At 56.3% G+C, this 24,884-nt stretch carries 21 protein-coding genes; 17 read left to right on the forward strand and 4 right to left on the reverse strand.

Translation table 11 applies throughout. The features are described 5' to 3' along the window. The first annotated feature begins 196 nt into the window (after nucleotides 1-196). Nucleotides 197-2,392, forward strand: a complete 2,196-nt coding sequence (locus FFS57_RS10365) for a TonB-dependent receptor plug domain-containing protein (RefSeq protein WP_137937724.1) — start codon at nucleotides 197-199, stop codon at nucleotides 2,390-2,392. A gap of 55 nt (nucleotides 2,393-2,447) precedes the next feature. Here FFS57_RS10365 and FFS57_RS10370 read toward each other — a convergent pair whose 3' ends face one another. From FFS57_RS10370 to FFS57_RS10385, 4 genes are all read right to left on the reverse strand, one after another. Next, nucleotides 2,448-3,731: an ABC transporter substrate-binding protein gene (locus FFS57_RS10370; RefSeq protein ID WP_137937725.1), complete on the reverse strand. Its 1,284-nt coding sequence runs from the start codon at nucleotides 3,729-3,731 to the stop codon at nucleotides 2,448-2,450. A 284-nt stretch (nucleotides 3,732-4,015) separates the two neighbouring features. Continuing rightward, nucleotides 4,016-4,330: a hypothetical protein gene (locus FFS57_RS10375; protein WP_137937726.1), complete on the reverse strand. Its 315-nt coding sequence runs from the start codon at nucleotides 4,328-4,330 to the stop codon at nucleotides 4,016-4,018. Between the two features lie 48 nt (nucleotides 4,331-4,378). Then, nucleotides 4,379-5,890 carry a flagella assembly protein FlgT middle domain-containing protein gene (locus tag FFS57_RS10380; RefSeq protein WP_137937727.1) on the reverse strand — a complete coding sequence of 504 codons (1,512 nt, stop codon included), beginning with the start codon at nucleotides 5,888-5,890 and terminating at the stop codon, nucleotides 4,379-4,381. 59 nt (nucleotides 5,891-5,949) lie between these two features. After that, nucleotides 5,950-6,531: an LPP20 family lipoprotein gene (locus FFS57_RS10385; protein ID WP_249383966.1), complete on the reverse strand. Its 582-nt coding sequence runs from the start codon at nucleotides 6,529-6,531 to the stop codon at nucleotides 5,950-5,952. A 485-nt stretch (nucleotides 6,532-7,016) separates the two neighbouring features. Here FFS57_RS10385 and mraZ point away from each other — a divergent pair, with 485 nt between their 5' ends. The 16 genes from mraZ (at nucleotide 7,017) to ftsZ (ending at nucleotide 24,639) form a co-directional block, all read left to right on the forward strand. Next, complete coding sequence (gene mraZ / locus FFS57_RS10390; protein WP_137937729.1) at nucleotides 7,017-7,454, forward strand: division/cell wall cluster transcriptional repressor MraZ; 438 nt, start codon at nucleotides 7,017-7,019, stop codon at nucleotides 7,452-7,454. Next, nucleotides 7,451-8,395, forward strand: coding sequence for a 16S rRNA (cytosine(1402)-N(4))-methyltransferase RsmH (gene rsmH / locus FFS57_RS10395; RefSeq protein ID WP_137937730.1), 945 nt, complete (start codon nucleotides 7,451-7,453; stop codon nucleotides 8,393-8,395). The genes mraZ and rsmH overlap by 4 nt, the downstream gene beginning before the upstream one ends. Further along, nucleotides 8,392-8,742 carry a cell division protein FtsL gene (ftsL, locus tag FFS57_RS10400; RefSeq protein ID WP_137937731.1) on the forward strand — a complete coding sequence of 117 codons (351 nt, stop codon included), beginning with the start codon at nucleotides 8,392-8,394 and terminating at the stop codon, nucleotides 8,740-8,742. The genes rsmH and ftsL overlap by 4 nt, the downstream gene beginning before the upstream one ends. A gap of 7 nt (nucleotides 8,743-8,749) precedes the next feature. Further along, entirely contained in the window at nucleotides 8,750-10,489 is a 1,740-nt protein-coding gene (locus FFS57_RS10405; RefSeq protein ID WP_137937732.1) for a peptidoglycan D,D-transpeptidase FtsI family protein, read from the forward strand. Next, a complete protein-coding gene (locus FFS57_RS10410) occupies nucleotides 10,489-11,952 on the forward strand; it encodes a UDP-N-acetylmuramoyl-L-alanyl-D-glutamate--2,6-diaminopimelate ligase (RefSeq protein WP_137937733.1) in 1,464 nt (487 codons plus the stop codon). The genes FFS57_RS10405 and FFS57_RS10410 overlap by 1 nt, the downstream gene beginning before the upstream one ends. After that, a complete protein-coding gene (locus FFS57_RS10415) occupies nucleotides 11,949-13,319 on the forward strand; it encodes a UDP-N-acetylmuramoyl-tripeptide--D-alanyl-D-alanine ligase (RefSeq protein WP_349306732.1) in 1,371 nt (456 codons plus the stop codon). Before FFS57_RS10410 ends, FFS57_RS10415 begins: the two co-directional genes overlap by 4 nt. A gap of 4 nt (nucleotides 13,320-13,323) precedes the next feature. Next, nucleotides 13,324-14,415 carry a phospho-N-acetylmuramoyl-pentapeptide-transferase gene (gene mraY / locus FFS57_RS10420; protein ID WP_137937734.1) on the forward strand — a complete coding sequence of 364 codons (1,092 nt, stop codon included), beginning with the start codon at nucleotides 13,324-13,326 and terminating at the stop codon, nucleotides 14,413-14,415. A 13-nt stretch (nucleotides 14,416-14,428) separates the two neighbouring features. After that, on the forward strand, nucleotides 14,429-15,799 hold the full coding sequence (murD, locus tag FFS57_RS10425) for a UDP-N-acetylmuramoyl-L-alanine--D-glutamate ligase (protein WP_137937735.1): 1,371 nt from the start codon (nucleotides 14,429-14,431) through the stop codon (nucleotides 15,797-15,799). Then, on the forward strand, nucleotides 15,796-16,959 hold the full coding sequence (gene ftsW, locus FFS57_RS10430) for a putative lipid II flippase FtsW (protein WP_137937736.1): 1,164 nt from the start codon (nucleotides 15,796-15,798) through the stop codon (nucleotides 16,957-16,959). Before murD ends, ftsW begins: the two co-directional genes overlap by 4 nt. Continuing rightward, a complete protein-coding gene (gene murG / locus FFS57_RS10435; protein WP_137937737.1) occupies nucleotides 16,956-18,038 on the forward strand; it encodes an undecaprenyldiphospho-muramoylpentapeptide beta-N-acetylglucosaminyltransferase in 1,083 nt (360 codons plus the stop codon). Before ftsW ends, murG begins: the two co-directional genes overlap by 4 nt. Continuing rightward, complete coding sequence (gene murC / locus FFS57_RS10440) at nucleotides 18,035-19,429, forward strand: UDP-N-acetylmuramate--L-alanine ligase (RefSeq protein ID WP_137937738.1); 1,395 nt, start codon at nucleotides 18,035-18,037, stop codon at nucleotides 19,427-19,429. The genes murG and murC overlap by 4 nt, the downstream gene beginning before the upstream one ends. A gap of 9 nt (nucleotides 19,430-19,438) precedes the next feature. After that, on the forward strand, nucleotides 19,439-20,326 hold the full coding sequence (gene murB, locus FFS57_RS10445; RefSeq protein WP_137937739.1) for a UDP-N-acetylmuramate dehydrogenase: 888 nt from the start codon (nucleotides 19,439-19,441) through the stop codon (nucleotides 20,324-20,326). Between the two features lie 19 nt (nucleotides 20,327-20,345). Then, nucleotides 20,346-21,257: a D-alanine--D-alanine ligase gene (locus tag FFS57_RS10450; protein WP_137937822.1), complete on the forward strand. Its 912-nt coding sequence runs from the start codon at nucleotides 20,346-20,348 to the stop codon at nucleotides 21,255-21,257. 48 nt (nucleotides 21,258-21,305) lie between these two features. Then, the gene (locus tag FFS57_RS10455) at nucleotides 21,306-22,076 is read left to right on the forward strand and encodes a cell division protein FtsQ/DivIB (protein WP_137937740.1); all 771 of its coding nucleotides are present in this window, start codon (nucleotides 21,306-21,308) and stop codon (nucleotides 22,074-22,076) included. A gap of 40 nt (nucleotides 22,077-22,116) precedes the next feature. Continuing rightward, nucleotides 22,117-23,355, forward strand: coding sequence for a cell division protein FtsA (gene ftsA / locus FFS57_RS10460; protein WP_137937741.1), 1,239 nt, complete (start codon nucleotides 22,117-22,119; stop codon nucleotides 23,353-23,355). Between the two features lie 90 nt (nucleotides 23,356-23,445). Then, on the forward strand, nucleotides 23,446-24,639 hold the full coding sequence (ftsZ, locus tag FFS57_RS10465; protein ID WP_137937742.1) for a cell division protein FtsZ: 1,194 nt from the start codon (nucleotides 23,446-23,448) through the stop codon (nucleotides 24,637-24,639). The last annotated feature ends 245 nt before the right edge of the window (nucleotides 24,640-24,884 follow it).

Genomic DNA, 24,884 nt, shown 5'->3' on the forward strand with positions numbered 1-24,884 from the left:
AACACAAGGGACTGCCGCCACCCAAGAACTACGGTGCGGACATTTCAACACTCATTCGCATGATCGAGGCGGGGGAACTTTGATCCCGTTTCAACCCACTTTTACGAATACCCCATGTAAAAAGCTTTGGTGTGACATTGAACAGGTCGTTGAGCGGCACGTATGCTGCTGTTCAGCATGTAAGGCAGGAACAACGATGGGCAGGCACTACCGAGGATGGCAATTCGTCTTGGCTGGCGTGGTAATGGTCGTTGGACCAACGGGGGGATGGGCGACGGAACAGCCGGCGACGGCCAATCCACCCTCGACAGGCAGTAAGCGGATCGAAGTGACGGGTAGTCGTATCAGCGACATCAGTGATCGTCTCAATGAAACGGCAGGCAAGATCATTGTTGGCCGTGACGAATTGGACCGATTTGGCGAGAACAATGTAGGCAGCTTGTTGAGGCGGCTGCCAGGAATCAGCTATACCGGCAAACCGGGGCGCCCTGGCGAGATCAAGATGCGTGGTATGGGTGGCGGCTATACGCAGATTCTGATTGATGGTGAAAAGATGCCGCCACGTGCCGGTCGGGCAGCCAGTGTCGATATGCTGCCGGTGGATATGATCGAGCGGATCGAGATCGTGCGTAGTGCTGTGGCCGAGCATAGTGCACAGGCCATTGCCGGCACCATCAACATCGTACTGAGGGAAGATGCCCGCAAAAGCTTTACCACCCTGCGAGCAGGCGTGAATGGTGAAGCGGGCCACTTGTCACCGCATCTGTCTTTTCAGAAGAGTGGAAAAGGTGAGGGCGTCAGTTTTACCCTGGCTGGGTCCATCAACCGCCGCGCGCTATTTGATGACGGCAGTGAAACCACGCACAGCCAGGTTGCAAATGGTGCGGTACTGGAAGACAGGACAGAAACCACCAGCCGTCGTGGCCATGGTGAAGATGTCAGCCTGTCGCCACGTATCAGTTGGCGTTTGAGTGGGGGACATCAGCTGTCGCTGACCCCCTATCTGCTGGCGTCGCGTTCCAGCACACAGGGTGATGTCACCTTGGATCAACGTGTTGGCATGCCCGTTTTTGCCGTGGCCGATCAGCAGAACAAGCGTCGCAACCAGATGTGGCGGCTGACCGGTAACTGGGTCCATAAAGCAGCAGATGGTCAACGTGTAACGGCCCGTCTTGGGGGCTATCAAGGCTTGTATCAAAGCGAGCGGCTACGAACAGAGCGGGATACTGCCGGCCAAGTGACCCGGTTGGTGGATGACGATGGCAGCACACGGTATCAAGGGGTATCGTTTGCCAGCAAGTGGAGCACCCCATGGGGTGATGATCACACCTTATCGGCCGGGCTGGATGGTAGCCTGAGCCTGCGGCGCGAACAACGTACCATTCTGGAAAACGGCCAACCATCACGCTTGGAAGATGGTGCCCAATTGAATGCACGTGAACACCAACTTGCGGGTTTTGTACAGGATGAATGGGAAGTGTCGTCCACCTGGTCGTTCAATACCGGCGTGCGTTGGGAACGTGTGCAATTGCAGGCTGATGACCATGGCAATACCCGCCGCAACGATAACCAGGTATTGAGCCCAAGTCTGCATGCCTTGTGGCGTTTTGATGACGAGCACGGCCAGCAACTGCGCTTTAGCGTGGCACGTACCTTCAAAACGCCCAATCTGTCTGACCTGAGTACACGGCTGGTGGAGTCCAACAACAACAGTCCAATCAGCCCCGACGGTGTCGGAAATCTGGCGTTGCAGCCAGAACTGTCCTGGGGGTATGACCTGGCCTATGAGCGCTATCTACCGGAAAACGGGTTGCTGAGCGCCAACCTGTTCTTGCGAGACATTCGTGATTTGATTCGCCATCGCACTACCTTGCAGGGTGGTCGTTGGGTACGGCAGCCCATGAACGTTGGCAAAGCACGTAGTTACGGTGCCGAACTGGAAGCCAAGACCCGGCTGGACACCTGGCTGGCACCACTGCCGGCAATCGAGCTGAAGGCGAATTACAGCAGGTTGTTTTCGGTTGTATCTGATCTGAACGGGCCGGATAACCGGCTGGACGAGCAACCCAAGCAATTGGCCAATCTGGGCGGGGATTATCGGTTTGTCTCATTACCCATCAGTGTTGGTCTGAATGTGAGCTGGACGGATACCTATCATGTACAGGCCAGTGAACAGCAGCGGGTGAAAATAGCCGCCAAGCAAACCACGGACTTGTATGTTGTGTGGCATGCCAATCGTGATACCAAGGTACGGGCGACTGTCGGGAACCTGGAACAACGTGACCAGCGCCGGAATACCACCAGTACCAGCGCAGATGGGGTGGTCACGGAAAGCGGGTTGCTGGACCCAACCCGAATGAATTGGAGTATCTCGCTGGAAACGAAGTTTTGAAGCGGCAGGCCGGGCGGTGAGATCGAACGCCATACCAAGCCGCCTGGCATGCACATCAATGGGCTGGTTTGGCCAGTTTGCCATTCCAGAAGGCCGCTGCTTCCGCCAACGCAATCTGTGCCGGTTTCCGGCCGGTAATTGCCTGCTCCGCGGCCAATTGCAACTTGCGTAACATGGCGTTGGCGTCAGGCAACCCGGCTACATAGAGGGTACGGATGTGGTGGGCGTTATCGGCCGCCACGCGCACAGCCAATTCAAATGCGCCGGCGTGGCTGCTGGTGCGCTTGAAGAAGGGGTCATCCACCGCGCCCTTGCTGGTGGGGAAGGTGCCTGCCAGTTTGGAGAACGCCAGCTGGTTATCGTCATTGGTCAGAAACTTGGCAAAGTTGACTGCTTCTACCATCAGTTGGTCATCCACCCCCTTGGGAACCGCATAGGTGAATAGCCACCCGCCGGGTGCAATGCCAGTCGGGCCAAGTGGCGAGGCCGCCACGGCAGTTTGCCGATAGATGAGGCCGGCATTGTCGCGGGTGCGGGACAACGCTGCCGGGGCCGTGGCCATCATGGCGAGTCGGCCGCTGTTATAGGCGTCGATGTTCTGCTGGAAGTTATCCTCTGCAAACAATTTTTCTTTCATGAGCGCACCGGCACGGTAGGCATCGGCAAACCGATTCAATAGCTCGGCATGGCGCGGCGTGTTGAAGGCAGCACGGCCGTTTTCTACCACAGGCAGGCCTTCCTGCAGAAAGATGGAGGCAATTTTGCCCAGCGGTGGTGCCAGCCCAGGTATACCTGTCTTTTGCCGAATCTGCTTGGCGTAATCCAGTTGGGCTTGCAGGGATTGTGGTGGTTTAGCGGGGTCGAGCCCTGCCTGTTTGAATAGCGCGGTGTTATAGGCGATCACATCCGCGTTGTTGTAAAACGGGATGGCCCATAGTTTTCCGTTGAAGGTGACATCTTGCAGCGCGCCGTCCAGATACCTGGCTTTGTCCGCGCCCAACGCATTGTCCAACGGTCGCAGCAAACCACGCTGCGCGGCGTTGTAAGCCCAGGGGACCTCCAGATTGGCCAGTGCTGGTGGTTTGCCAGCACCAATTGCGGCCATCAGCCGGGTTTCGAAAGCGTCCCATGGCACATCCACCCACACTACGTCGATGTCAGGGCGTTGTTGTTCGTACTGCTTTTCCAGCGATTCGAAGTAGGCGGTGAATTTGGGTTTGAGCGAGTTGGTCCAGAATTCCAATTGGACTTTTTCTGCTGCAATGGTCGGGCTGGACAGACCGGCCAATAGCACGAGACCCAATAGCCAATTGTGGGAGCCTGACGAGGCACGACGCATGAGGCGGCCTTTCGTGAAGAGAATTTGGTATTGGATTGGTATGCTAATTCAAGCTGGCGGAAATGGCGAGCGATCGAATCTGATTGTGCATGGAAATTCTGATAATTTTTTTTAGAACATGTTGTTGGGATTGGGTGTGTGAAAAATTCATGTTTCCACCACGCTGGCAAGCAGGGCTATCCTGCCTGGGTCAGCATGCATAAATACAGACCTGTATGACACAAGCTGCTGCGTATTTGGCAGATCAAACCCTGATTGCACTCTACTCTGGAATCTGTGGGTGATCAGGGAAAACTGTATGGTGCCCAAGTATTGACGACTTGCTCAGGCGGCAGGCGGGGTGGTGGTGGTGCGATTGGTCTTGTCTGGTGCGCTGGTGGAGATTCGGCTATCGCAGCATTGCCTGGTCTGGCAGAAGCCAGTGTTTGGGGGGTATTGGTTTTGACGCCGGCCAAACGTGTTTGACGTGCTTTCAATGATGAAATTGCCGCGCTACCTGTGTTGGCTTTAGCTGTATGCTGCTTGCTGACAGCCTGTGCGGGGGCAGGGCCACTGGCCAGTGACAGGGTCAGTGCCAAGGTGATAATTGCCGGTTTCATGGTGACATCTCCATTTGGGGGCAATGAGGAACGCCGGCATCCGGCAACCTAGCCCTGTTTCTTCGGATCAGGACACTCGCAGTCGGCTTTACCTTTTTTCTTGGCCGTGGGGGCAGGCTTCTTGATCGGCGCCTTGGTGGCCGGTTTGCCGGATTTACCGGGTTTGCTGCTGCGCGATTTGCTGGCCATCTGACTGGGCAATTTGGGTACAGTCTCGGTGGATTGGCTGGTTGCAGGGTCGTCCATGACGACGGATTCATTGGAGCCTGGACGGATATCGTCACGCACCCAGTCTCCAACTTTCAACGAATTGTTGCCAATCACCCGGGCAATGGCAAAGCGTGGCTGTACCTGCATGATCTGTAGCACCGGGCGAGGGCGTTCAGGCAGGCCAAGCGGTTGATAGGTGTCCGGGCTGAATACTGGGTTACGGGTATCCTTGCTGTAGGCTAGCAGGCGATCGCCAGGGCGCAGGTTATGAATACTGCCGGCCGCGAGGTAGGCGGTCTTGCCTTCCAGCTTGGCCAGTTTGGTTGTAAACGGCAGGCACTGTAGTGTCAGCGCGATCTGTTTCGCGGCTTCTTCCAACGTCTGATTCACGATTCGACCGTAATCGTGGTTGTTGAAACCGGCAGAACCCAGACTTTGCTGCCGATTCAGCACGACCTCCCCTTGTGCTTCTTTGGCAATACGCTGCCGATCCAGTAACACGCCAGTCGCACCGTCATGAACGAAATATTCCAGTTCAACCCGCCGTTGTGAAGGGCGTTCACGCACGCCAGCACCCAGTGGCGTATTGGGCAATTCAACACCCAACGCCAGGGCATTGCCGACATCCGTATTCAATCCCCAGTAATAGCGTTTGCTGGTACCGCTGATGCCGGCATCCAGTAATCGGCCGGTGACTACAAACTGGCTTTCATGATTGACAGCCACTTGTTGGATCAACGCCCCGGGTGGCATGGATTGGCCTGCTGCCGGTGAGGGATCAAACACGCTGACACCAGCATTACCTACCGGGAAAACACCTGGCTTGCCAGTCAGACGCCTTATCAATTCGTTGGCCAGATTCTGGCTGGGGTTGTCCCAATCGCCGGCTTGACCTGGTTGGCTGATCTGGAACGGCGTCACGACCACGGTCCGACGCAATCTCGGGTTGCCAGCATTGCAGTTAGGTAGTTCCTGACTGGCTGAGGAAGCCATGCTACCGGGGTTGGGCATGCTATCGTCGAAGGTGGCATCTACTTCCACCATCAACAGATTGCGGTCGACCCATTCCCGTTTGACATGGTGCTGGGTCGGGCGACGTATCGGCTCCAGATTGAGTGTCTGTTGATCGGGCTGACTTATCGACTGATTGCCGCTGATACGGACTCCAGCTTCGATGGCGGCCTGTTCCAGCGCATCGGCAATGGCAAGCTGCCTTGCCTGATCACGGGTACCAACATCCAGTGCGGCCATACCGGTGGCCGTAATGGTGTTGGCTTGTGTTGGTTGACAAATCAACAAGCAGGCAGTGGACAACAGGCCAGAAAGGCCAAACGGCACTGGAATCTTCATTCGGTGCGACTTCCCGTTACGTGCCTTGACTGGGCACCCATTAGCCGTCGGGGCCAGAATCAGTCGGCGAAATAGAAGTTGCGATTATAAGCCGGCTGATTGGCAGTCAGTTGAATCGTTGTGATGGGTGTGCCGATAGCAGGAACTGAGGCTTTGGTGACGGTGCTCTGAGCGGTGGGGCGTAGTGCTGAAACCGGCAGATTCTGGCCTGCAACCGGGGTTGTCACCGGTATACGCCAGAAATCACTCGGCAACTCTACCTCCACCTCTGTTTCATAGCTGCCCTCTGCCATCGGCGTTACGCTGACAATGCGTGCGCCCCGCAAAAAGCCATCCAGGTAGATACGGAAACTGTCGTTCTGGGCGATCAGTGCCGCCACGGTGGTGTTGCCTTTGATGCGCACGCCATAGATCTGCTCAGCCAGTGTCCGGTAGGCATCCAACTTGGCGGCACGCATTGCCAGTAACCGTTTCTGACCTGCCGTGTAGCCCTCGAATGCGCTCATCGTTCCATAGCCGGTTGCGCTGAAACGCAAAGGCTTGTCCTCGATTCTGGTTGATGACCCGAGCCGGAAGCTGCCACAACCGGCCAGGGTGGTCAGGGCGATCAGCATGATGAGGGGTTTCAGGAAAGTGGGCATGGCGAACTCCTTCAAAACAGCGGCTGCCTTGATAAGGTTGGCAACATGAAAATCGATCCGATTGCAGTGATGGTTGGCGGTAACGGGCCGCCCTGCAAGGCCTGCAGTCCAGGCTGATCTCTTCATCGACTGCATACTGAAAATCTTGAGTGAAGTTGGCAGGTAAGCGCTCTTTATTTATAGGTGATTGTCCGGGTTGATCCGGTGTTTCCCGTACGGTATGCCCCGTCGTTAATGTGCCACTTTGCAAACCTTCGCTATCTCTTTCATTCATAAGACTTTTCGGTTTTGGTATATTTGCCGTAAGTATTTGTTGTGAAAAGAGAAAATGGTCTGAATCAAATTGACCGTGCTCATTTTTTCATCTATAGTGGGAGAAAGTGGGGGAAAGTGGAGCAAAGTGGGTTACTTTCCCTGAAAGGTGGTGTCCGGTGGTTGGTTTGGCGGGGTACAGAAAGTAGCCTGCCGCACACGAAGGATCATGCATGTTCAGTGGCGTTTCCACGCTCAGTCTCGACGATAAGGGTCGTCTCTCGGTGCCAGCCAGGCACCGTGATGCTCTCATGTCGATGTGCGCGGGCCGCCTGGTGCTGACCTTGTCGCCGGATGGTTGCCTGCTGGTGTATCCGGAGGCCAATTGGCTGCCGGTACGGGATCAGATGATGCAGCTGACCGGTTCACGGGTGGCAATCGCCCGCATGGTGCTGGGGTTTGCTGAAGAAGTCGAAATGGATAAAGCCGGTCGGGTGTCGGTCAGCCGTACGCTGCGTGATAAGGCCCGGTTGGATAAGGATGTGTCGTTGGTGGGTATGGGTAAGAAGTTTGAATTGTGGGATGCGGCGAAATTTGATGAATTGACCCAGGCCACCATGGATATCCCGGCTGATGAGCTGGCCGTGCAGATGGAAGGTATCTCCTTGTGACCGATGCGAATGGATTTGTCCATCGCACGGTGTTGTTGCAAGAAGCCGTCGATGCATTGGCAATCAAGCCGGATGGTATCTATGTGGATGGAACGTTCGGGCGAGGTGGGCATAGCCGCCTGATTCTGTCGCGGTTGGGGCCCAATGGCCGCCTGATCTCGTTTGACAAGGATCTGCAGGCGATTGCCGAAGCGCACACGATTGACGATACGCGCTTCACCATTGTGCATAACGGTTTTACGCATCTGGAACGTGAACTGGCGCAGTTGGGTATCGAGGTTGTGGATGGTGTCCTGCTCGATTTGGGTATCAGCTCGCCACAGGTTGATGATGGGTCGCGTGGCTTCAGTTTTCGTTTTGATGCGCCACTGGATATGCGGATGGATACGACCCGCGGGGTGACGGCAGCTGAATGGTTGGCCACGGCGCCGGAACAAGAAATTTACAGAGTAATCAAAGAATATGGCGAAGAGCGGTTTGCTAAACAGATTGCAAGAAAGATTGTTGCGGTTCGAACGGAGCGGGCAATTACCACCACCCGGCAGCTTGCCGAGGTCGTGGCGAGCTGCGTCCGGAGCCGCGAGCCGGGTCAGGATCCGTCGACGCGAAGCTTTCAAGCTATACGGATTCACGTCAATCAGGAGCTTGAGGAGCTTTCGCTAGTTCTGCCTCAGGCGATGCGCTTGCTGCGAGCGGGAGGGCGTATGTCGGTGATCAGCTTCCATTCTTTGGAAGACCGCATCGTCAAGCGGTTCATGAAGGACGCCGCCAACGAAGACGACATGCCAAGCCGCTTGCCGATTCGTGCCGCTGACCTGAAAAAACCACCTATGCACATTATCGGCAAACCAATTCGCCCCAGCGAGGACGAGGTCAAGGCCAATTCCCGTGCTCGTAGCGCAATTCTGCGTGTGGCAGAACGGACGGAGAGCCCATTGTGACCCGCCTCAATCTGCTATTGCTGGCTGTCTTGATTGCCTGTGCGTTGAGTGTGGTGACCTCGCAGCACAAGGCACGCAAGCTGTACATCGATTTGCAGAAGGAGCAGTCGCTGGCGAAGCAGTTGGATGTGGAGTGGGGTCAACTGCAACTGGAGCAGAGTACCTGGGCGATGCATTCACGGATCGAATCGATTGCCCAGAAACAACTGAACATGCACGTGGCCGATAGTACCCGGACCCAGGTTGTGCCACTGACGGCACCAAGGGCGGTGGCGCCGCCCGCAACTGCGGCGCCCAAAACAGAGGAGGTGTCGGCAGCCCCGACACCAGCAGTCAATACGCAGTAACGAATTCATGTACACGGCCAATTCCAACCTCAATGCCCGTTTACCCGCATGGCGCAGCTACGTGCTCATGGCCGCGTTGGGTGCGGGCTTTGCTGCACTGGTAGGACGGGCGGTCTATTTACAGGGTTTCAACCGAACCTTTCTGCAGGAGCAGGGAGAGGCGCGCTATAGCCGCATGATGAAGTTGGACCCGGTGCGGGGCATGATCACCGACCGTAATGGCGAGCCGTTGGCCATCTCTACACCTGTCCAATCGATCTGGGCCAGTCCGTCGGATATGGAAACCCTGCCTAATGACGAGCAACTGGCCAAGTTGAGCAAGTTGATTGGCGTGAAGGCGGGCGATATCAAGAAAAAGCTGTCGGACAACCGCAAGAAGGACTTTGTCTATTTGCGTCGTCAGTTGCAGCCAGAGGTGGCCGAGAAAGTATTGGCATTGAGCATCCCCGGGGTGTTCAAGATGCGGGAATACCGCCGTTATTACCCGGCAGGAGAGGTGTTGGCGCACGTGATCGGTCAGACCGGTATCGACGATCAGGGGCAGGAAGGTATCGAACTGACCCGTAACGAAGTGCTGGCGGGTAAGGCAGGCAGTCGCCATGTATTGAAAGATCGTCGTGGGTACATTGTGGAGGACGTCAGCAGCATGGTGAAACCTGCTGATGGCCAGACACTGACTTTGTCGATCGACCGTAACCTCCAGTATCTGGCGTTTCGTGAGTTGAAAACGGCAGTCGACACCAATAAGGCGAAAGCTGGTGGCGTAGTGATTCTGGATGCCCACACAGGTGAAGTGCTGGCATTGGCCAATGTGCCAACCTACAACCCGAACAATCGTGGCGTGATCGACATGGCACGTAAGCGTAACCGGGTACTGACGGACCTGTATGAACCCGGCTCGACCATGAAACCGATTACTGCCGCTGCCGCGTTGGAGGCTGGAACATTCAAGCCCAGCACCGTGTTGAACGTGGCAGGTGGAATGACGTTTGGCAAGTACACCATTCACGATGCACACCCGCATGGTGCACTGACTGTGGAGCAGGTCATCCAGGTGTCGTCCAACATCGGTGCTGCCAAAATGGCCTTGTCGCTGGAGCGCGAGTACTACTACGACTACCTGCGGTCGCTGGGTTTCGGCCAGCCGCCACATACTGGTTTCCCCGGTGAAGCCGCAGGGCGTGTCCGGCCCTGGAAGACAATGAAGCCAGTTGAGCAGGCCACTATGTCCTATGGTCATGGCATCTCGGTCAGCCTGATCCAGATGGCGCGTTCGTACATGATTTTTGCGAACAATGGTGAGATCAAACCGATCAGCTTCCTCAAACAGGTGGCCCCCCCTCCTGGCAAACAGGTGATTTCGCCGGAAAACGCCGAGGCAGTCAAAAAGATGCTGGAGATGGTGACCCAGCCGGGTGGTACAGCCACCCGCGCCCAAGTGGTGGGCTATCGCGTGGGTGGCAAGACGGGTACCGCCAACAAGCTGGAGGGTGGTGGCTATTCAAAAAGCAAATATGTGGCGAGCTTTGTCGGCATCGCCCCAATTTCCAATCCACGTCTGATTGTCGCTGTGATGATCGATGAGCCAGGTGGTGGAACCTATTATGGTGGCACCGTGGCCGCACCGGTGTTCGCTCGGGTCACGACAGGCGCCTTGCGGGCACTGGGCGTGCCGAACGATGCGCCTGTGAACAATATCATCCTGCCGGATATCGATCCGCAGGAAGCAATAGAGGGGACGATGTGATGAACGTACGTCCATGGATGGAACAATTGGCCCAATTGGGCATTCCGATAAAACGGGTGGTGGCAGATAGCCGCCAAGTCAGACAGGGCGATGTATTTCTGGCGTGCATGGGTGAATACCGCGATGGCCGTGCATTCATCAGCAAAGCGATTGCGGCCGGTGCGGCAGGGGTACTGTGGGACGACGTCGATGGTTTTGCATGGCAAGCGGAATGGGATGTACCACACCAACCGGTGACCGGCTTGCGTTGGCGTGCTGGCGAGATTGCCAGCCATGTGAATGGCGACCCATCACAGTATATGGCCGTGATCGGTGTGACGGGTACCAACGGCAAGACATCGATCACGACCTGGCTCAGCCATGCGTTGACCAAGCTCGGCGTGCGTACGGCTGTCATTGGTACCGTGGGGAACGGTTTTCCGGATGCGCTGGAAAGCACCACTCACACTACGCCTGATGCCGTTACGTTACAAAGTCGCTTAAAGACATACCATCAGCAAGGTGCTGCAGCTATTGCGATGGAGGTGTCTTCGCATGGCCTGGATCAAGGCCGGGTCAATGGTGTGGCATTTGATGTGGCGGTGTTCACGAACCTGACTCGCGATCATCTGGACTACCACGGCGATATGGCCAGCTACGGCGAATCCAAAGCCAAGCTGTTCAAGTGGCCCGGGCTTAAAAGAGCTGTGATCAATCTGGACGATGCGTTTGGTGAGAAATTGATCGCGCAGGTACGTGAGCGGGGTATTCCTGTCTGGGCTTATGGTTTGCGTGCGGGCGAGTTGCATTGCCGCGAACTGAAGGTCGATGAAAACGGCATCCGTATGACTGTGGTGACACCCGTTGGCGAGGTGGTGATCACCAGCAAACTGTTGGGTTTGTTCAATGCCTCCAATCTGCTGGCGACACTGGGTGCGCTATTGGCACAAGGCGTAGCCCCAGCGGAAGCGGGTTTGGTCTTATCGAACATCGATGCTGCACCAGGTCGCATGCAGCGCCTGGGGGGCGGCGATAAGCCATTGGTGGTGGTGGACTATGCCCATACACCGGATGCGCTGGATAAAGCGCTGGCAACCCTTCGTGAGATTTTGCCGGCACATCGCAATCTGTATTGCGTGTTCGGGTGTGGCGGGGATCGTGACCCGGGCAAGCGGCCATTGATGGGTAGCGTGGTATGCCGCCAGGCTGATATACCGGTGGTGACTAGTGATAACCCGCGTACTGAGGACCCGGATGTCATCATCGAACACATCCGGGCTGGAATGAGTTGTGATTACCGCGTGGAAGTGGATCGGGCCATGGCCATCCGCTGGGCGGTGGCGAATGCAAAAGCCGGGGATATTGTATTGATCGCTGGCAAGGGACATGAGGATTATCAAGACGTGCAAGGTGTGAAAACTCCGTTCAGCGATGTCGAACAGGCTCGTGCAGCGCTGACCAGGCCCGCGGGAGATCATGCATGATCGACCCAATTATGATGTCGTTATCAGAAGCTGCAGCAGCACTGGGAGGCAGTACTACTGCCCCTGAAATCGGGTTTGCGCGCGTCACCACAGATAGTCGGGCGATTGAGCCTGGCGATCTGTTCATAGCGCTGGAAGGGGAGCGCTTCGATGCCCACGATTTCGTCAAAGGTGCATTGGCTGCAGGTGCGGCAGCGGCAGTCGTCAAAGCCTCTTGGGAGGGAGGAGACGACTTGCCGCTGATCCGCGTGGACGACACCCACCGCGCGCTTGGTCAGCTTGCTGCTTTTTGGCGCAGTAAATTCACGTTGCCGATGGCGGCTATCACAGGTTCCAACGGCAAGACTACGGTCAAGGAGATGCTGGCGAGTATCTGTGCCGCCGCCAGCAGTGAGCCGGAAGTACTGGCGACCCGTGGCAATTTGAACAACGATATCGGCGTACCGTTGACCCTACTGCGCTTGTGTTCCGAACACCGCTTTGCCGTGATCGAAATGGGTATGAACCACGTTGGCGAGATCTGCTATCTGACCAAGATGGGCAAGCCAGATGTCGCGCTGGTGAACAATGCGGCTGCTGCACACCTGGAAGGATTGGGTACTGTCGAAGGCGTCGCCCGGTCCAAAGGGGAGATTTTCGACGGGTTGGGGGAGCAGGGCGTGGCCATCATCAATGCCGACGATACCTATGCCCCGATCTGGCGGGAGCTGGCTGGTACGCACAAGCAGCTTGCCTTCGGTTTGCAGCAAGGCGACGTGCATGCAACTTTCAAATTGGCTGTGTTCGATAGCGAGCTGACATTGCATACCCCGGCAGGTGATATTTCGCTGAAGTTGGGTGTACCGGGCCTGCACAATATACGGAATGCGTTGGCTGCTGCCACTGCTGCATTGGCTATGGGAATTGGTCTGCCGGATGTCAAGCGTGGTCTGGAAAACTTCGCAGGTGTCACAGGCCGTTTACAGCACAAGCAAGGTCGTCATGGCGGGGTGGTGATTGATGACACCTATAACGCTAATCCAGCCTCTATGGCTGAAGCGATTGCGGTATTGGCCAATCAACCCGGTACTACCTGTTTCGTGATGGGGGATATGGGTGAGATGGGGCCGGATGCACCTGCCATGCATGCTGAAATCGGCGAGCTGGCACGGCAGAAGGGTATCAAACAGCTGTATTGCCTGGGCGATCTGACGACAGAAGCGGCCCGTGCCTATGGCGCTGGTGCCCGGCATTTCAGTCAGATCGAAGCGTTGCTGGTGGCGTTGAACGATGAATTGGCAGCCGGTACTGCCGTGCTGGTGAAAGGGTCTCGTTTCATGAAAATGGAACGGGTAGTGGATTTTTTGACCGCGCGGGCAGGGACTTAAAACGATGTTGTTGCTGTTGACACAATGGCTTGCGAATACCACGGATATCCGTGCCTTCAATGTATTCAACTATTTGACGTTGCGCGCTGTGTTGGCCATGACCACCGCGCTGGGTATTTCGTTGTGGATGGGGCCCGTGGTCATCCGCAAATTGACAGAAATGAAAGTGGGCCAAGCGGTACGTACCGATGGTCCGCAAACGCACTTGGTCAAGGCAGGTACGCCTACGATGGGTGGCACGTTGATTCTGCTTTCCATTGGTATCACCACTGTGCTGTGGGGTGATCTGAGCAATCGCTATGTATGGATCACGTTGATTGTCACCATGGCAACCGGTGTCATTGGCTTTGTCGATGACTATAAGAAGGTGGTCTACAAGGACCCGAAAGGGTTGTCGGCCAAAGCCAAGATGTTCTGGCAGTCGGTGATTGCATTGTCAGCAGGTGTGTTTCTGGCGGGCACCGCCAACTTGCCGTCGAATACCGAGTTCATTGTGCCGTTTTTCAAGCACATCGTGTATCCATTTGGGCCGGTGGGCTTCGTGGTATTGACCTATCTGGTGATTGTCGGCAGTTCCAATGCTGTCAACCTGACGGATGGCCTGGATGGTCTGGCGATCATGCCAACGGTGATGGTATCAGCAGGTTTGGCGATTTTTGCCTATGCCGCAGGCCATGCCGTGTTTGCCAAATACCTGGGTTTACCACATATCCCGGGCGCAGGTGAATTGACTGTGTTCTGTGCCGCCATTGGCGGAGCGGGCCTGGGTTTTTTGTGGTTCAACGCCTACCCGGCTGAAGTATTTATGGGCGATGTCGGTGCATTGGCACTGGGTGCGGCGCTTGGCGTAATTGCAGTGATCGTCCGTCAGGAGATCGTACTGTTCATCATGGGTGGGGTATTTGTGATGGAAGCGGTATCGGTGATGTTGCAGGTGGGGTCGTTCAAGTTGACCGGCAAGCGCATCTTCCGGATGGCGCCCTTGCATCACCACTATGAACTGAAGGGCTGGAAAGAGACACAAGTAGTGGTTCGGTTCTGGATCATCACCATTGTTCTGGTGCTGATTGGTTTGTCGACCTTGAAATTGCGGTAAAAGCGAAAAAGACATGGGCATGTACTCTGGCAAACAGATTGTGGTGTTGGGTATGGGCGAGACTGGTATGTCAGTCGCCCGCTGGCTCACGCTGCAAGGCGCAAAAGTACGCGTGGCCGACAGCCGTGATGTACCGCCCAATCTGGACAAATTGCGCAGCGATTTCCCGCTGTCGGAGATCCATACCGGTAAATTTGGCCCGCAAACCTTTGCAGGTTGTGATCTGGCTGTAGCCAGTCCAGGCGTGCCGTTGGCGACACCGGCGTTGCAGGCTGCCATGGCGACCGGGGTTGAGATTGTTGGCGATATCGAGTTGTTCGCTCGCGCGATCGACGGCTGGCCCAGTAAGGTGATTGCCATCACGGGTGCCAACGGCAAGACCACCGTGACAACACTGGTTGGAGAAATGTGCAAGGCAGCCGGTCTGCATACTATTGTGGCAGGCAATATTGGCTTGGCGGTACTGGATGCGTTGACTGACCTGGGAGACGAACGGCCAGATGTGTTCGTGCTGGAGCTATCCAGTTTTCAGTTGGAAAGCACTTCGACATTGAACCCGGCTGCATCGACTGTACTGAACGTCACCGAAGACCACATGGACCGCTATGCCGACATGAATGCCTATGCGGCAGCCAAGGCGCGAATCTTCGCGGGTAATGGCGTGCAGGTCATCAATCGTGAGGACGACTACAGCCTGCACATGGCATTGCCTGGCCGCAACGTGGTCAGCTTTGGGCTCGACAAGGCTCAGGGGGCGCAGGACTTCGGCCTGATCAAGCGACATGATGAGTTGTGGCTGGCACAGGGTGACGAGGCTCTGCTGAGCACCAACGATATGCAGTTGACGGGCCTGCACAATGCAGCCAATGCCTTGGCGTGCTTGGCACTGTGTCGTGGTATCGGTCTGCCGTGGGAGCCATTGCTGAGTGCGCTGCGTAGCTTCAAGGGCTTGCCGCATCGGGTAGAGTGGGTGGAATCGGTCAACGGTGTCGGTTACATCGATGATTCGAAAGGAACCAATGTTGGCGCCACGGTGGCTGCACTGAATGGCATGAGCCAAAAAGTGGTGCTGATTGCCGGTGGGGATGGTAAAGGCCAGGATTTTTCGCCCTTGCACGCTGCGGTTTCACATGCTTGCCGTGGGGTGGTGTTGATTGGGCGAGATGCTCGTCAGATCGAGTCAACACTAAACGGGCTGGCGCTGCCGATTCAGCATGCCAACACTATGGATGATGCCGTGCGACAAGCAACCGAGCTGGCCCGTGCTGGCGATGTGGTGTTGCTGTCACCTGCATGTGCCAGTCTGGATATGTACCGCAATTATGCACATAGAGCGGAAGTCTTCATTACGGCGGTGAAGGCATTACCAGGAGCGCGCGGATGAAGCTCTACACCGAATTCCGCAAGCAGAAAGCCGATGCCACCTACGACAGGTTCGTGTTCTGGGTGACTTTGGGCCTGCTCGCAATCGGTCTGGTGATGGTTTATTCCGCTTCGATTGCATTTGCAGAAGGTGACAAAGATACCGGCTTCCGGTCCACCTACTTTCTGATGCGCCACGGTATTTTCCTGGCAGTTTCGATAGGGGCAGGTTTGTTGGCATTTCAAGTGCCGATGCGAACTTGGCAGCAGTATGCGCCTTATCTGTTCCTGATCGGCTCGGCCTTGCTGATTCTGGTCCTGATCCCGGGGATTGGGCGTGAGATCAATGGCTCGCGTCGTTGGTTGGGGTTGTTTGTGATCAACCTGCAACCATCTGAGTTGATGAAATTTTTTGTCGTGCTGTATGCCGCTGATTACACGGTGCGTAAAGCCGCCTACATGCACAGCCTGGTCAAAGGGTTCTTCCCGATGTTGATGGTGATGTTGGTAACGGGAGGGCTGTTGCTGGCTGAGCCGGATTTCGGTGCTTTCGCCGTGATCACCGCCATTGCCATGGCTGCCCTGTTCCTGGGCGGTTTCAGTTGGCGCTTGTTTGCAGGGTTGGTGGTATTACTGGTGATTGGCTTTGTCGCCATCGTGGTGATTTCACCTTATCGCTACGCGCGGCTGGTGGGGTTCATGAATCCGTGGGCTGACCCATATGGCAAGGGTTATCAGTTGTCGCATTCATTGATTGCCTTTGGGCGAGGGGAATGGATGGGCGTGGGCCTGGGGGGGAGCGTGGAAAAACTGTTCTATCTGCCAGAGGCGCATACCGACTTTCTGCTGGCGGTGATTGCTGAAGAGCTGGGTTTTGCCGGTGTATTTATCGTATTGATCCTGTTCTGTGCGCTGGTACTACGTTGTTTCCAGATTGGGTTGCAAGCCAGCCGGCTGGATCGAGATTTTTCTGCCTTGGTGGCGCAACTGGTCGGTGTTTGGCTGGGTACCCAAGCGTTCATCAACATGGGCGTGAACATGGGCCTGTTGCCAACCAAGGGCTTGACCTTGCCGCTGCTGAGCTTTGGTGGCTCGGGCATCATGGCGAACTTGGTGGCACTGTCGGTCTTGCTGCGCATTGATTGGGAAAACCGCCAGCTCATGCGGGGGTATTCGGTATGAGTGGGCGTACGATTCTGATCATGGCTGGCGGAACCGGCGGCCATGTATTTCCGGCATTGGCTTTGGCCGATGCAATGAGGCAGCGCGGCTGGCAAGTGGTGTGGTTGGGTGGTGCCGAGGGTATGGAAAACAAGCTGGTGCCACAGCATGGCTACCCGATCGAGACGCTGAAGATTGCCGGGTTGCGTGGTAAAGGTCTGGTAAGGCTGGCCGTGATGCCATTGATGTTGTTGCGAGCATTTGCGCAGAGCATCGGTGTCATCCGAAAACATCGCCCAGCCGTTGTTGCTGGATTTGGCGGCTATCCAGCCTTTCCGGGTGGGATGATGGCCGCGTTGCTGGGCAAGCCGCTGCTGGTGCATGAGCAGAACTCGGTGGCCGGCTTGACCAACAAGGTGTTGTCGGCCGTGGCCGATGCAGTGTTAACGGCGTTTCCAGCTGCGTTCAAGCAGGGCGGCAAAGTCCGAATGGTGGGTAACCCGGTCCGCAATGCCATCGCGCAGATGCCGACCCCTACAGAACGTTTTGCTGGTCGTACCGGTCCCTTACGGATTCTGGTGGTAGGCGGTAGTTTGGGTGCGCAAGCGTTGAACCAGCATGTACCAGCCGCTTTGGCCTTGTTGCCAGAGTCGGAACGGCCACTGGTGACGCATCAAGCAGGGGCGAAGCACATTGATGATTTGCGTACTGCTTATGCCAAAGCGGGTGTGTCGGGTAATACCGTGCCGTTTATCGACGACATGGCGGCCGCCTATGCCGAGGCTGATTTGGTCATTTGCCGAGCCGGGGCGTTAACAGTGGCAGAGCTGGCAGCAGCCGGTGTGGCCAGCATTCTGGTGCCATTCCCGCATGCGGTGGATGACCACCAGACTGGCAATGCCAGGTATTTGGCAGATAACGGTGCAGCAGTGTTGATGCCGCAGAACGAGTTGGACGCGCAGCGGTTGGCTGCGCTGATGAAAACATTGAATCGAGACAAACTGGGCGCCATGGCGGAAGCGGCGCGCCGGCTCGCCAAACCGGATGCCACCGAAGAGGTGGCCGCCGTGTGCCTGAGCTTGGCGGGGGAGAAAGCGTGAAACACAAGGTCAAACATATTCATTTCGTGGGCATTGGTGGTGTCGGCATGAGCGGCATCGCAGAGGTCTTGCTCAACCTCGGCTTCAAGATCAGCGGCACTGACTTGGGCGACAGCCCTACTACGCGCCGCTTGCAAGCCGCCGGAGCCACCGTGTTCAAAGGCCATGCAGCCGAACACATGCATGGTGCCGATGTCGTGGTGACATCCACAGCGGTGAAGGTGGACAACCCGGAAGTGTTGGCAGCACGTGAAGCCAAGATTCCAGTGGTACCACGCGCCATGATGCTGGCCGAGTTGATGCGATTACGTCAGGGCATTGCCATTGCTGGCACGCATGGCAAGACCACCACCACCAGCCTAGTTGCTTCGATTTTGGGTGAAGCTGGCCTAGACCCGACGTATGTCATCGGCGGCCGGCTGGAAGCTGCAGGCACCAATGCCAAGTTGGGCACGGGTGAGTTTATCGTGGCTGAGGCGGACGAGTCGGATGCGTCGTTCCTGTACCTGAATCCGGTGATGTCGGTGGTCACCAACATCGATGCTGACCACATGGATACGTATGACCACGATTTCGGCAAATTGAAACAGGCGTTCGTCGATTTCATCCAACATTTGCCGTTCTATGGTCGTGCGGTGTTGTGTGTGGACGATGAGCATGTACGCGCCATCATCCCATCCATCACCAAGCCCATCACTACTTACGGTTTGAACGAAGAAGCCGAAGTGCGTGCAACCGATGTACGCGCAGTGGGCGAACAAATGCATTTCACCGCCAGCTGGAAGAACGGCAAGGTGCACACCATGCCCGTCGAGTTGAATCTGGCTGGTTTGCACAATGTGCGCAATGCGCTGGCTGCAATCACCATTGCACTGGAAGCAGGAGCTGAACCAGCTGCCATCCAGAAGGCATTGAAGGAGTTCCGCGGTGTAGGCCGTCGATTTGAGCGTTATGGCGAGAGGTACTCGCCGAATGGCGACATCTTCACATTGATTGATGATTACGGTCATCACCCGGTGGAGATGGAGGCGACATTGAGTGCGGTACGTGGTGCCTATCCGGGACGCCGGTTGGTACTGGTCTTCCAGCCACACCGCTACACCCGTACTCGCGATTGCTTCGAGGATTTTGTACGGGTGCTGTCGACCGCGGATGCATTACTGTTGACTGAAGTTTATGCCGCCACCGAAACGCCGATAGTGGCGGCGGATGGCCGTGCCTTGGCACGTGCGGTGCGTGTGGCGGGCAAGGTGGAACCCTTGTTTGTCGAAAACGTGGCGGATTTGCCGAGTGCCGTACTGGAGTTTGTCAAGGATGGCGATGTGGTTGTGACAATGGGGGCGGGTTCCATTGGTGCCGTGCCTGGCAAGATCGCCGGTGACGGACGATAGGCCAAGTAAATGCGAGGCCGCCAGCTTGCCCAGGCCCCGATGGCACCCCACGTGTCGTGGCGGGCAGGGGGGCAGGCCAAGTTAGCCATTTGGCCGGCAGATCTGGCGGATTTGCAGGCTGGCTTGGCAAGCTTGCCAAGCAGCGAGAAAGTGGTGTTCATCGGTGCCGGCACCAATCTGCTGGTGCGCGATGGTGGGTTTGATGGCTGTGTGGTGTTCACTCAGCCTGGCTTGAATGGGTTGAAGCTGGAAACGGCCCCCAATGGTGCGCCAGGCATATTTGCCGAAGCAGGCGTCAGGGCAGCGATGCTGGCGGATTTTGCTGCCGGGGCCGGTCTGACTGGCTTGGAGTTTCTAGCAGGTATTCCTGGCACAGTCGGTGGGGCGTTGATGGGCAATGCAGGCTGCTTCAGCTCGGAAACCTGGGACGGGATCGTCGATGTGTTGACATTGGACCGTCAGGGTGTGCTGCGCCAGCGCCCAGTGTCGGATTACCGGGTGGGTTATCGGCAGGTGAGCCGATACGACGGTCAGCAGGAATGGTTTGTGGGTGCTTGGTTTGCATTACGTCAAGCATCTGGCGGTGAGGCACGTGCCACCATCGCCGAGTTGCTGGGGCAACGGGCGCGCCAGCAACCGCTGGATCAACCGAATGCCGGACGGGTGTTTCGTAATCCACCGGGCATGATGGCAGGTGAGTTGTTGAGACAAATGGGATTGCCCGGTAAACGCCGTGGCGAAGCGAGTTTTTCGCGCCAGCATCCGAACTTCATTGTGAATCGGGGTGGCGCGCGGGCTGCGGATATCGAGGCACTGATTACCGAGGCGCAGCAAATGGCAAAAGCACAATTCGGCATTGCGCTGGTGGCAGAAGCCACCATCATCGGTGTCTGTTGAAAGGTCGAGAGCGATGGATGTGAAGCAATTTGGCAAAGTGGCTGTGATCATGGGTGGCAAGTCAGCAGAGCGTGAAGTGTCGCTGATGAGTGGCGGTGGTGTGCTGCAAGCGTTGTTGTCGAAAGGGGTGGATGCGCACAAGTTCGATCCAGCAGAAAAGCCGTTATCGGCACTGAAGGATGAAGGCTTCGATCGCGTCTTCCTGATCCTGCACGGCCCGTTCGGTGAGGACGGCACCATTCAGGGCGCGCTGGAAACCATGGGTATCCCCTATACCGGCAGCGGCGTCATGGCGTCGGCATTGGCAATGGACAAATTGCGCACCAAATTGGTCTGGCAGGCATTGGGCTTACCGATCCCGAAATTCGTGCTGCTGAACGAAAACAGCGATTTCGATGCAGTCGAGCGTGAACTGGGCCTGCCATTGTTCGTGAAACCTTCTACCGAAGGTTCCAGTGTCGGTATCACCAAGGTCAAGGCGCACGGCGAACTGAAAGCGGCATTCGAAGAAGCACGCAAGTACGACGAAGTGGTGTTGGCGGAAGCATTCATTGGCGGTGGTGAGTACACCGCAGCGGTTCTGGATGGTGAAGTATTGCCTAGCATCAAGATTGAGCCGGCGACGGAGTTTTACGACTACCAGGCCAAGTATTTCCGTGATGACACGGTGTATCGCTGCCCAAGTGGCCTGTCGGCGGAAAAAGAGGCCGAGGTGGCAGCGTATGTGAAAAAGGCTTTCTGGGCGATTGGTTGCAGCAGTTGGGGGCGAGTGGATTTTCTGATGGACGAAGCTGGCAACCCGTCCCTGCTGGAAGTGAATACGGCGCCAGGCATGACCAGTCATAGCCTGTTCCCGATGGCGGCCAAGGTAAAAGGTATGAGTTACGAAGATCTGGTTGTGCGCGTGTTGTCCACGGCACATGTTGGTTAAGGCGGTTTGGTGAGAAAGGGCAGGCAAGCGTGAGGAACGGGGTAGTTCATGTGGGATAAGCCGCAACTGCTCATGTGGTTGGCCAATTTGCTGTATGCGTTGGCAGCGCTGTTGTTCATGTATGCCTTGCTGTTCGTGCTGATCAATCTGCCAGTGTTTCCGGTACGGCAGATTCAGGTCAGTGGTGATTTGCATCACATTACGCGGGAGCAGGTGCAGTACATTGTGCGGCATGAGCTGAAAGGCACTTTCTTCACGCTGAATCTGGATCGCACCCGCAAAGCGTTTGAAAAGTTGCCTTGGGCTCGTAATGTCAGCATCCGCCGTCGTTGGCCGGACCGACTGGAGATTGCGTTGGAAGAACACAGCGCGTTGGCGCGATGGGGTTCATCGGCACTGGTCAACACTTATGGCGAGCTATTCGATGCCGCCAGTAACGACAACCTGCCTGTGCTGGATGGCCCTATGGGAACGTCTGCCGAGGTATCGAAAGGTTATTTGGAAATACGCGACATGCTGGCGCCGATTGAACGGCGGCCGATGTCGGTGACGCTTTCCGCACGGCGTGCCTGGAGCGTCAAACTGGATGACGGCACATTGGTGGAAGTGGGCCGCGAGAATGTGAAGGCACGGCTATCCAAGTTTGTGGCGGCTTACCCGCGCACCTTGGCCGTGCTCAACCGCAATATCGAGTATGTCGATTTGCGGTATCCGAACGGATTTGCTGTACGTATGCCGGACTTCAAGCCGGGACCTGCAAGAAAACCGGGGGCGCCAGTCAGACCCAAACCGGCGGCTGGGCAGAGGAAGGCCGCGTAAGCGTGAAAAATTCTGAAAAGATTCTGGGAGTGTAGTGCCTGTGAATAAGGTGAAAGAGAACAAGAACCTGCTGGTGGGCCTGGATATCGGCACATCAAAGATTGTGGCGATCGTGGCCGATGTCCAGCTCGATGGTCGCATCGAAATCGTTGGCATGGGCCAGGCACCGTCGCGTGGCTTGAAAAAAGGTGTGGTGGTCAATATCGAATCCACCGTCACCGCCATCCAGCGTGCGTTGGAAGAAGCCGAGTTGATGGCAGATTGCAAGATTCGTGAAGTGTTCACCGGCATTGCCGGCAGCCATATCCGTAGCTTCAATTCGCACGGTATGGTCGCCATCAAGGATAAGGAAGTCAGCCAGGCCGATGTGGATCGAGTGATCGAAACTGCCCGTGCGGTCAACATTCCGACTGACCAGCAGATTCTGCATATCCTGCCGCAGGAGTTCATCATCGATGGCCAGGAAGATGTGAAAGAGCCATTGGGTATGGCGGGTGTACGGTTGGAAACCAAGGTGCATATCGTCACTGGTGCAGTATCTGCGGCGCAGAACATCATGAAATGCGTGCGTCGTTGTGGCCTGGAAGTGGCGGATCTGATTCTGCAGCCATTGGCCAGTGCACAGGCGATTCTGTCTGAAGACGAGAAAGATTTGGGCGTGTGCCTGGTGGATATCGGCGGCGGAACGACCGACATCGCGGTGTTCACCGGTGGGTCAATTCGCCATACGGCAGTGATCCCAATTGCCGGTGACCAGATCACCAACGACATTGCCATGGCACTACGGACGCCAACCAAGGAAGCAGAAGATCTGAAGGTCGCCCATGGTTGTGCGCTGCGCCAGTTGGCTGACCCGAACCAGATGATTGAAGTGCCCGGAGTGGGCGAGCGTGGAACTCGCCAAATGTCCCGTCAGACCTTGGCCGAAGTGATCGAGCCACGTGTCGAGGAGCTGTATTCGTTGATTCAGGCCGAACTGCGGCGGTCTGGATTCGAAGACCTGCTGTCCTCTGGCATTGTCATTACCGGGGGCTCTGCACAGATGCAGGGTATGGTCGAATTGGGTGAGGAAGTTTTCCATATGCCAGTACGCTTGGGTGTGCCGCAATACGTAGGTGGGCTGTCCGAAGTGGTACGCAATCCGCGTTTCTCCACCGGTGTCGGCCTGCTGATGATGGGCAAAGAACAATATACGCGTCACCAGACGTCACGCCTGACCGGCACGGGTTTTGCAGCCGTGTTCGAGCGCATGAAGGCATGGATACAAGGGAATTTTTGAATTTTGAGATTGGTATTTCGTTTATTTGGTTCTAAGGCGCCAGCTGCGTCAGTAGGTGGCAAATTGGATTAACAAAGGAGAGGCATAAAAATGTTTGAAATTGTTCAAGAGATCGCTCCGGTCGCCGTCATTAAGGTGGTCGGCGTGGGGGGCTGCGGGGGGAACGCAGTCGATCACATGATCAATGCAGGGGTGAGCGGTGTTGAATTCATCGCCTGCAATACTGACTTGCAAGCGCTCAAACGCAGCAACGCCACGATCCAGTTACAGTTGGGCGCCAGCCTGACCCGTGGTCTGGGGGCGGGCGCGAACCCGGATGTTGGTCGTGATGCAGCCCTGGAAGACCGCGAGCGTATCGCGGATTCGATCCGTGGTGCAGATATGCTGTTCATTACGGCTGGCATGGGCGGGGGGACAGGCACTGGTGCTGCACCGGTAGTCGCACAAGTCGCGAAGGATCTGGGTATCCTGACTGTCGCTGTGGTGACCAAGCCTTTCCAGTTCGAGGGCAAGCGCTTGAAAGCGGCGCAAGCGGGGATTGAAGAACTGTCCAAGTTCGTCGATTCGCTGATTGTGATCCCCAACGAGAAGTTGATGGAAGTGCTGGGTGACGATGTCTCGATGAAAGATGCCTTCAAGGCCGCTGACGACGTATTACGCGGTGCTGTAGGGGGGATCGCCGAGATCATCAATGTACCGGGTCTGATCAATGCTGACTTTGCTGACGTACGTACCGTCATGAGCCAGATGGGCATGGCGATGATGGGTTCTGCCTATGCTTCCGGTGTAGATCGTGCCCGCATTGCGGCAGAACAAGCTGTGGCCAGCCCGCTCTTGGAAAACTACAACTTGACCGGCGCACGTGCCGTGATCGTCAACGTCACCGCAGATAGCTCGCTGAAAATGCGCGAAGTCAATGAAGTGATGGAAACGATCCGCGCGTACTGCACTGACGAAACCGAAATCATCTTCGGTGCGGTATTTGATGAAGAAGCGGGTGAACAATTGCGTGTGACGCTGGTGGCAACCGGTATCGGTGGTCAAGGTGCCGCTCAGTCACGCAATCAGCCCAAACTGCAGGTGTTGAAAGCTACAGGGACTGATAGTGCCGGCGGTTCGGAATGGGACCACTATGACACCCCGGCTGCGTTCCGTCGCAATCGTGGTGAACGGGCTGGCTCGCTCGGTTTTGGCGCCAGTGCGGCCACTGCGGAATCCACGCGGGTCGCACCGAACCTGGAAATGCTCGACATCCCGGCATTCTTGCGCAAACAGGCTGACTAACCGTCGGTTGTAGGTAGCCTCTCCAAATTGACCCCTGCCGGCGTACCCGGTCGGCAGGGTGTTTTTCCCGTGTTTTCTACGCACTTTCGTTCCGATACTTCATCGGCACATCCCGCACCGTCGCTGTCAGATTTCCACTGTTTTCACGACCAAGCATGCTTGTTCAGCTAGCGGGGATGCCTCTCCACAGGCGAGTTGTACAAGGGTTGTTTATAGTGTTTTCAGTGGTCCAATCTTTGGAGTCA

Source organism: Chitinivorax sp. B, assembly GCF_005503445.1.
Taxonomy (GTDB): domain Bacteria; phylum Pseudomonadota; class Gammaproteobacteria; order Burkholderiales; family SCOH01; genus Chitinivorax.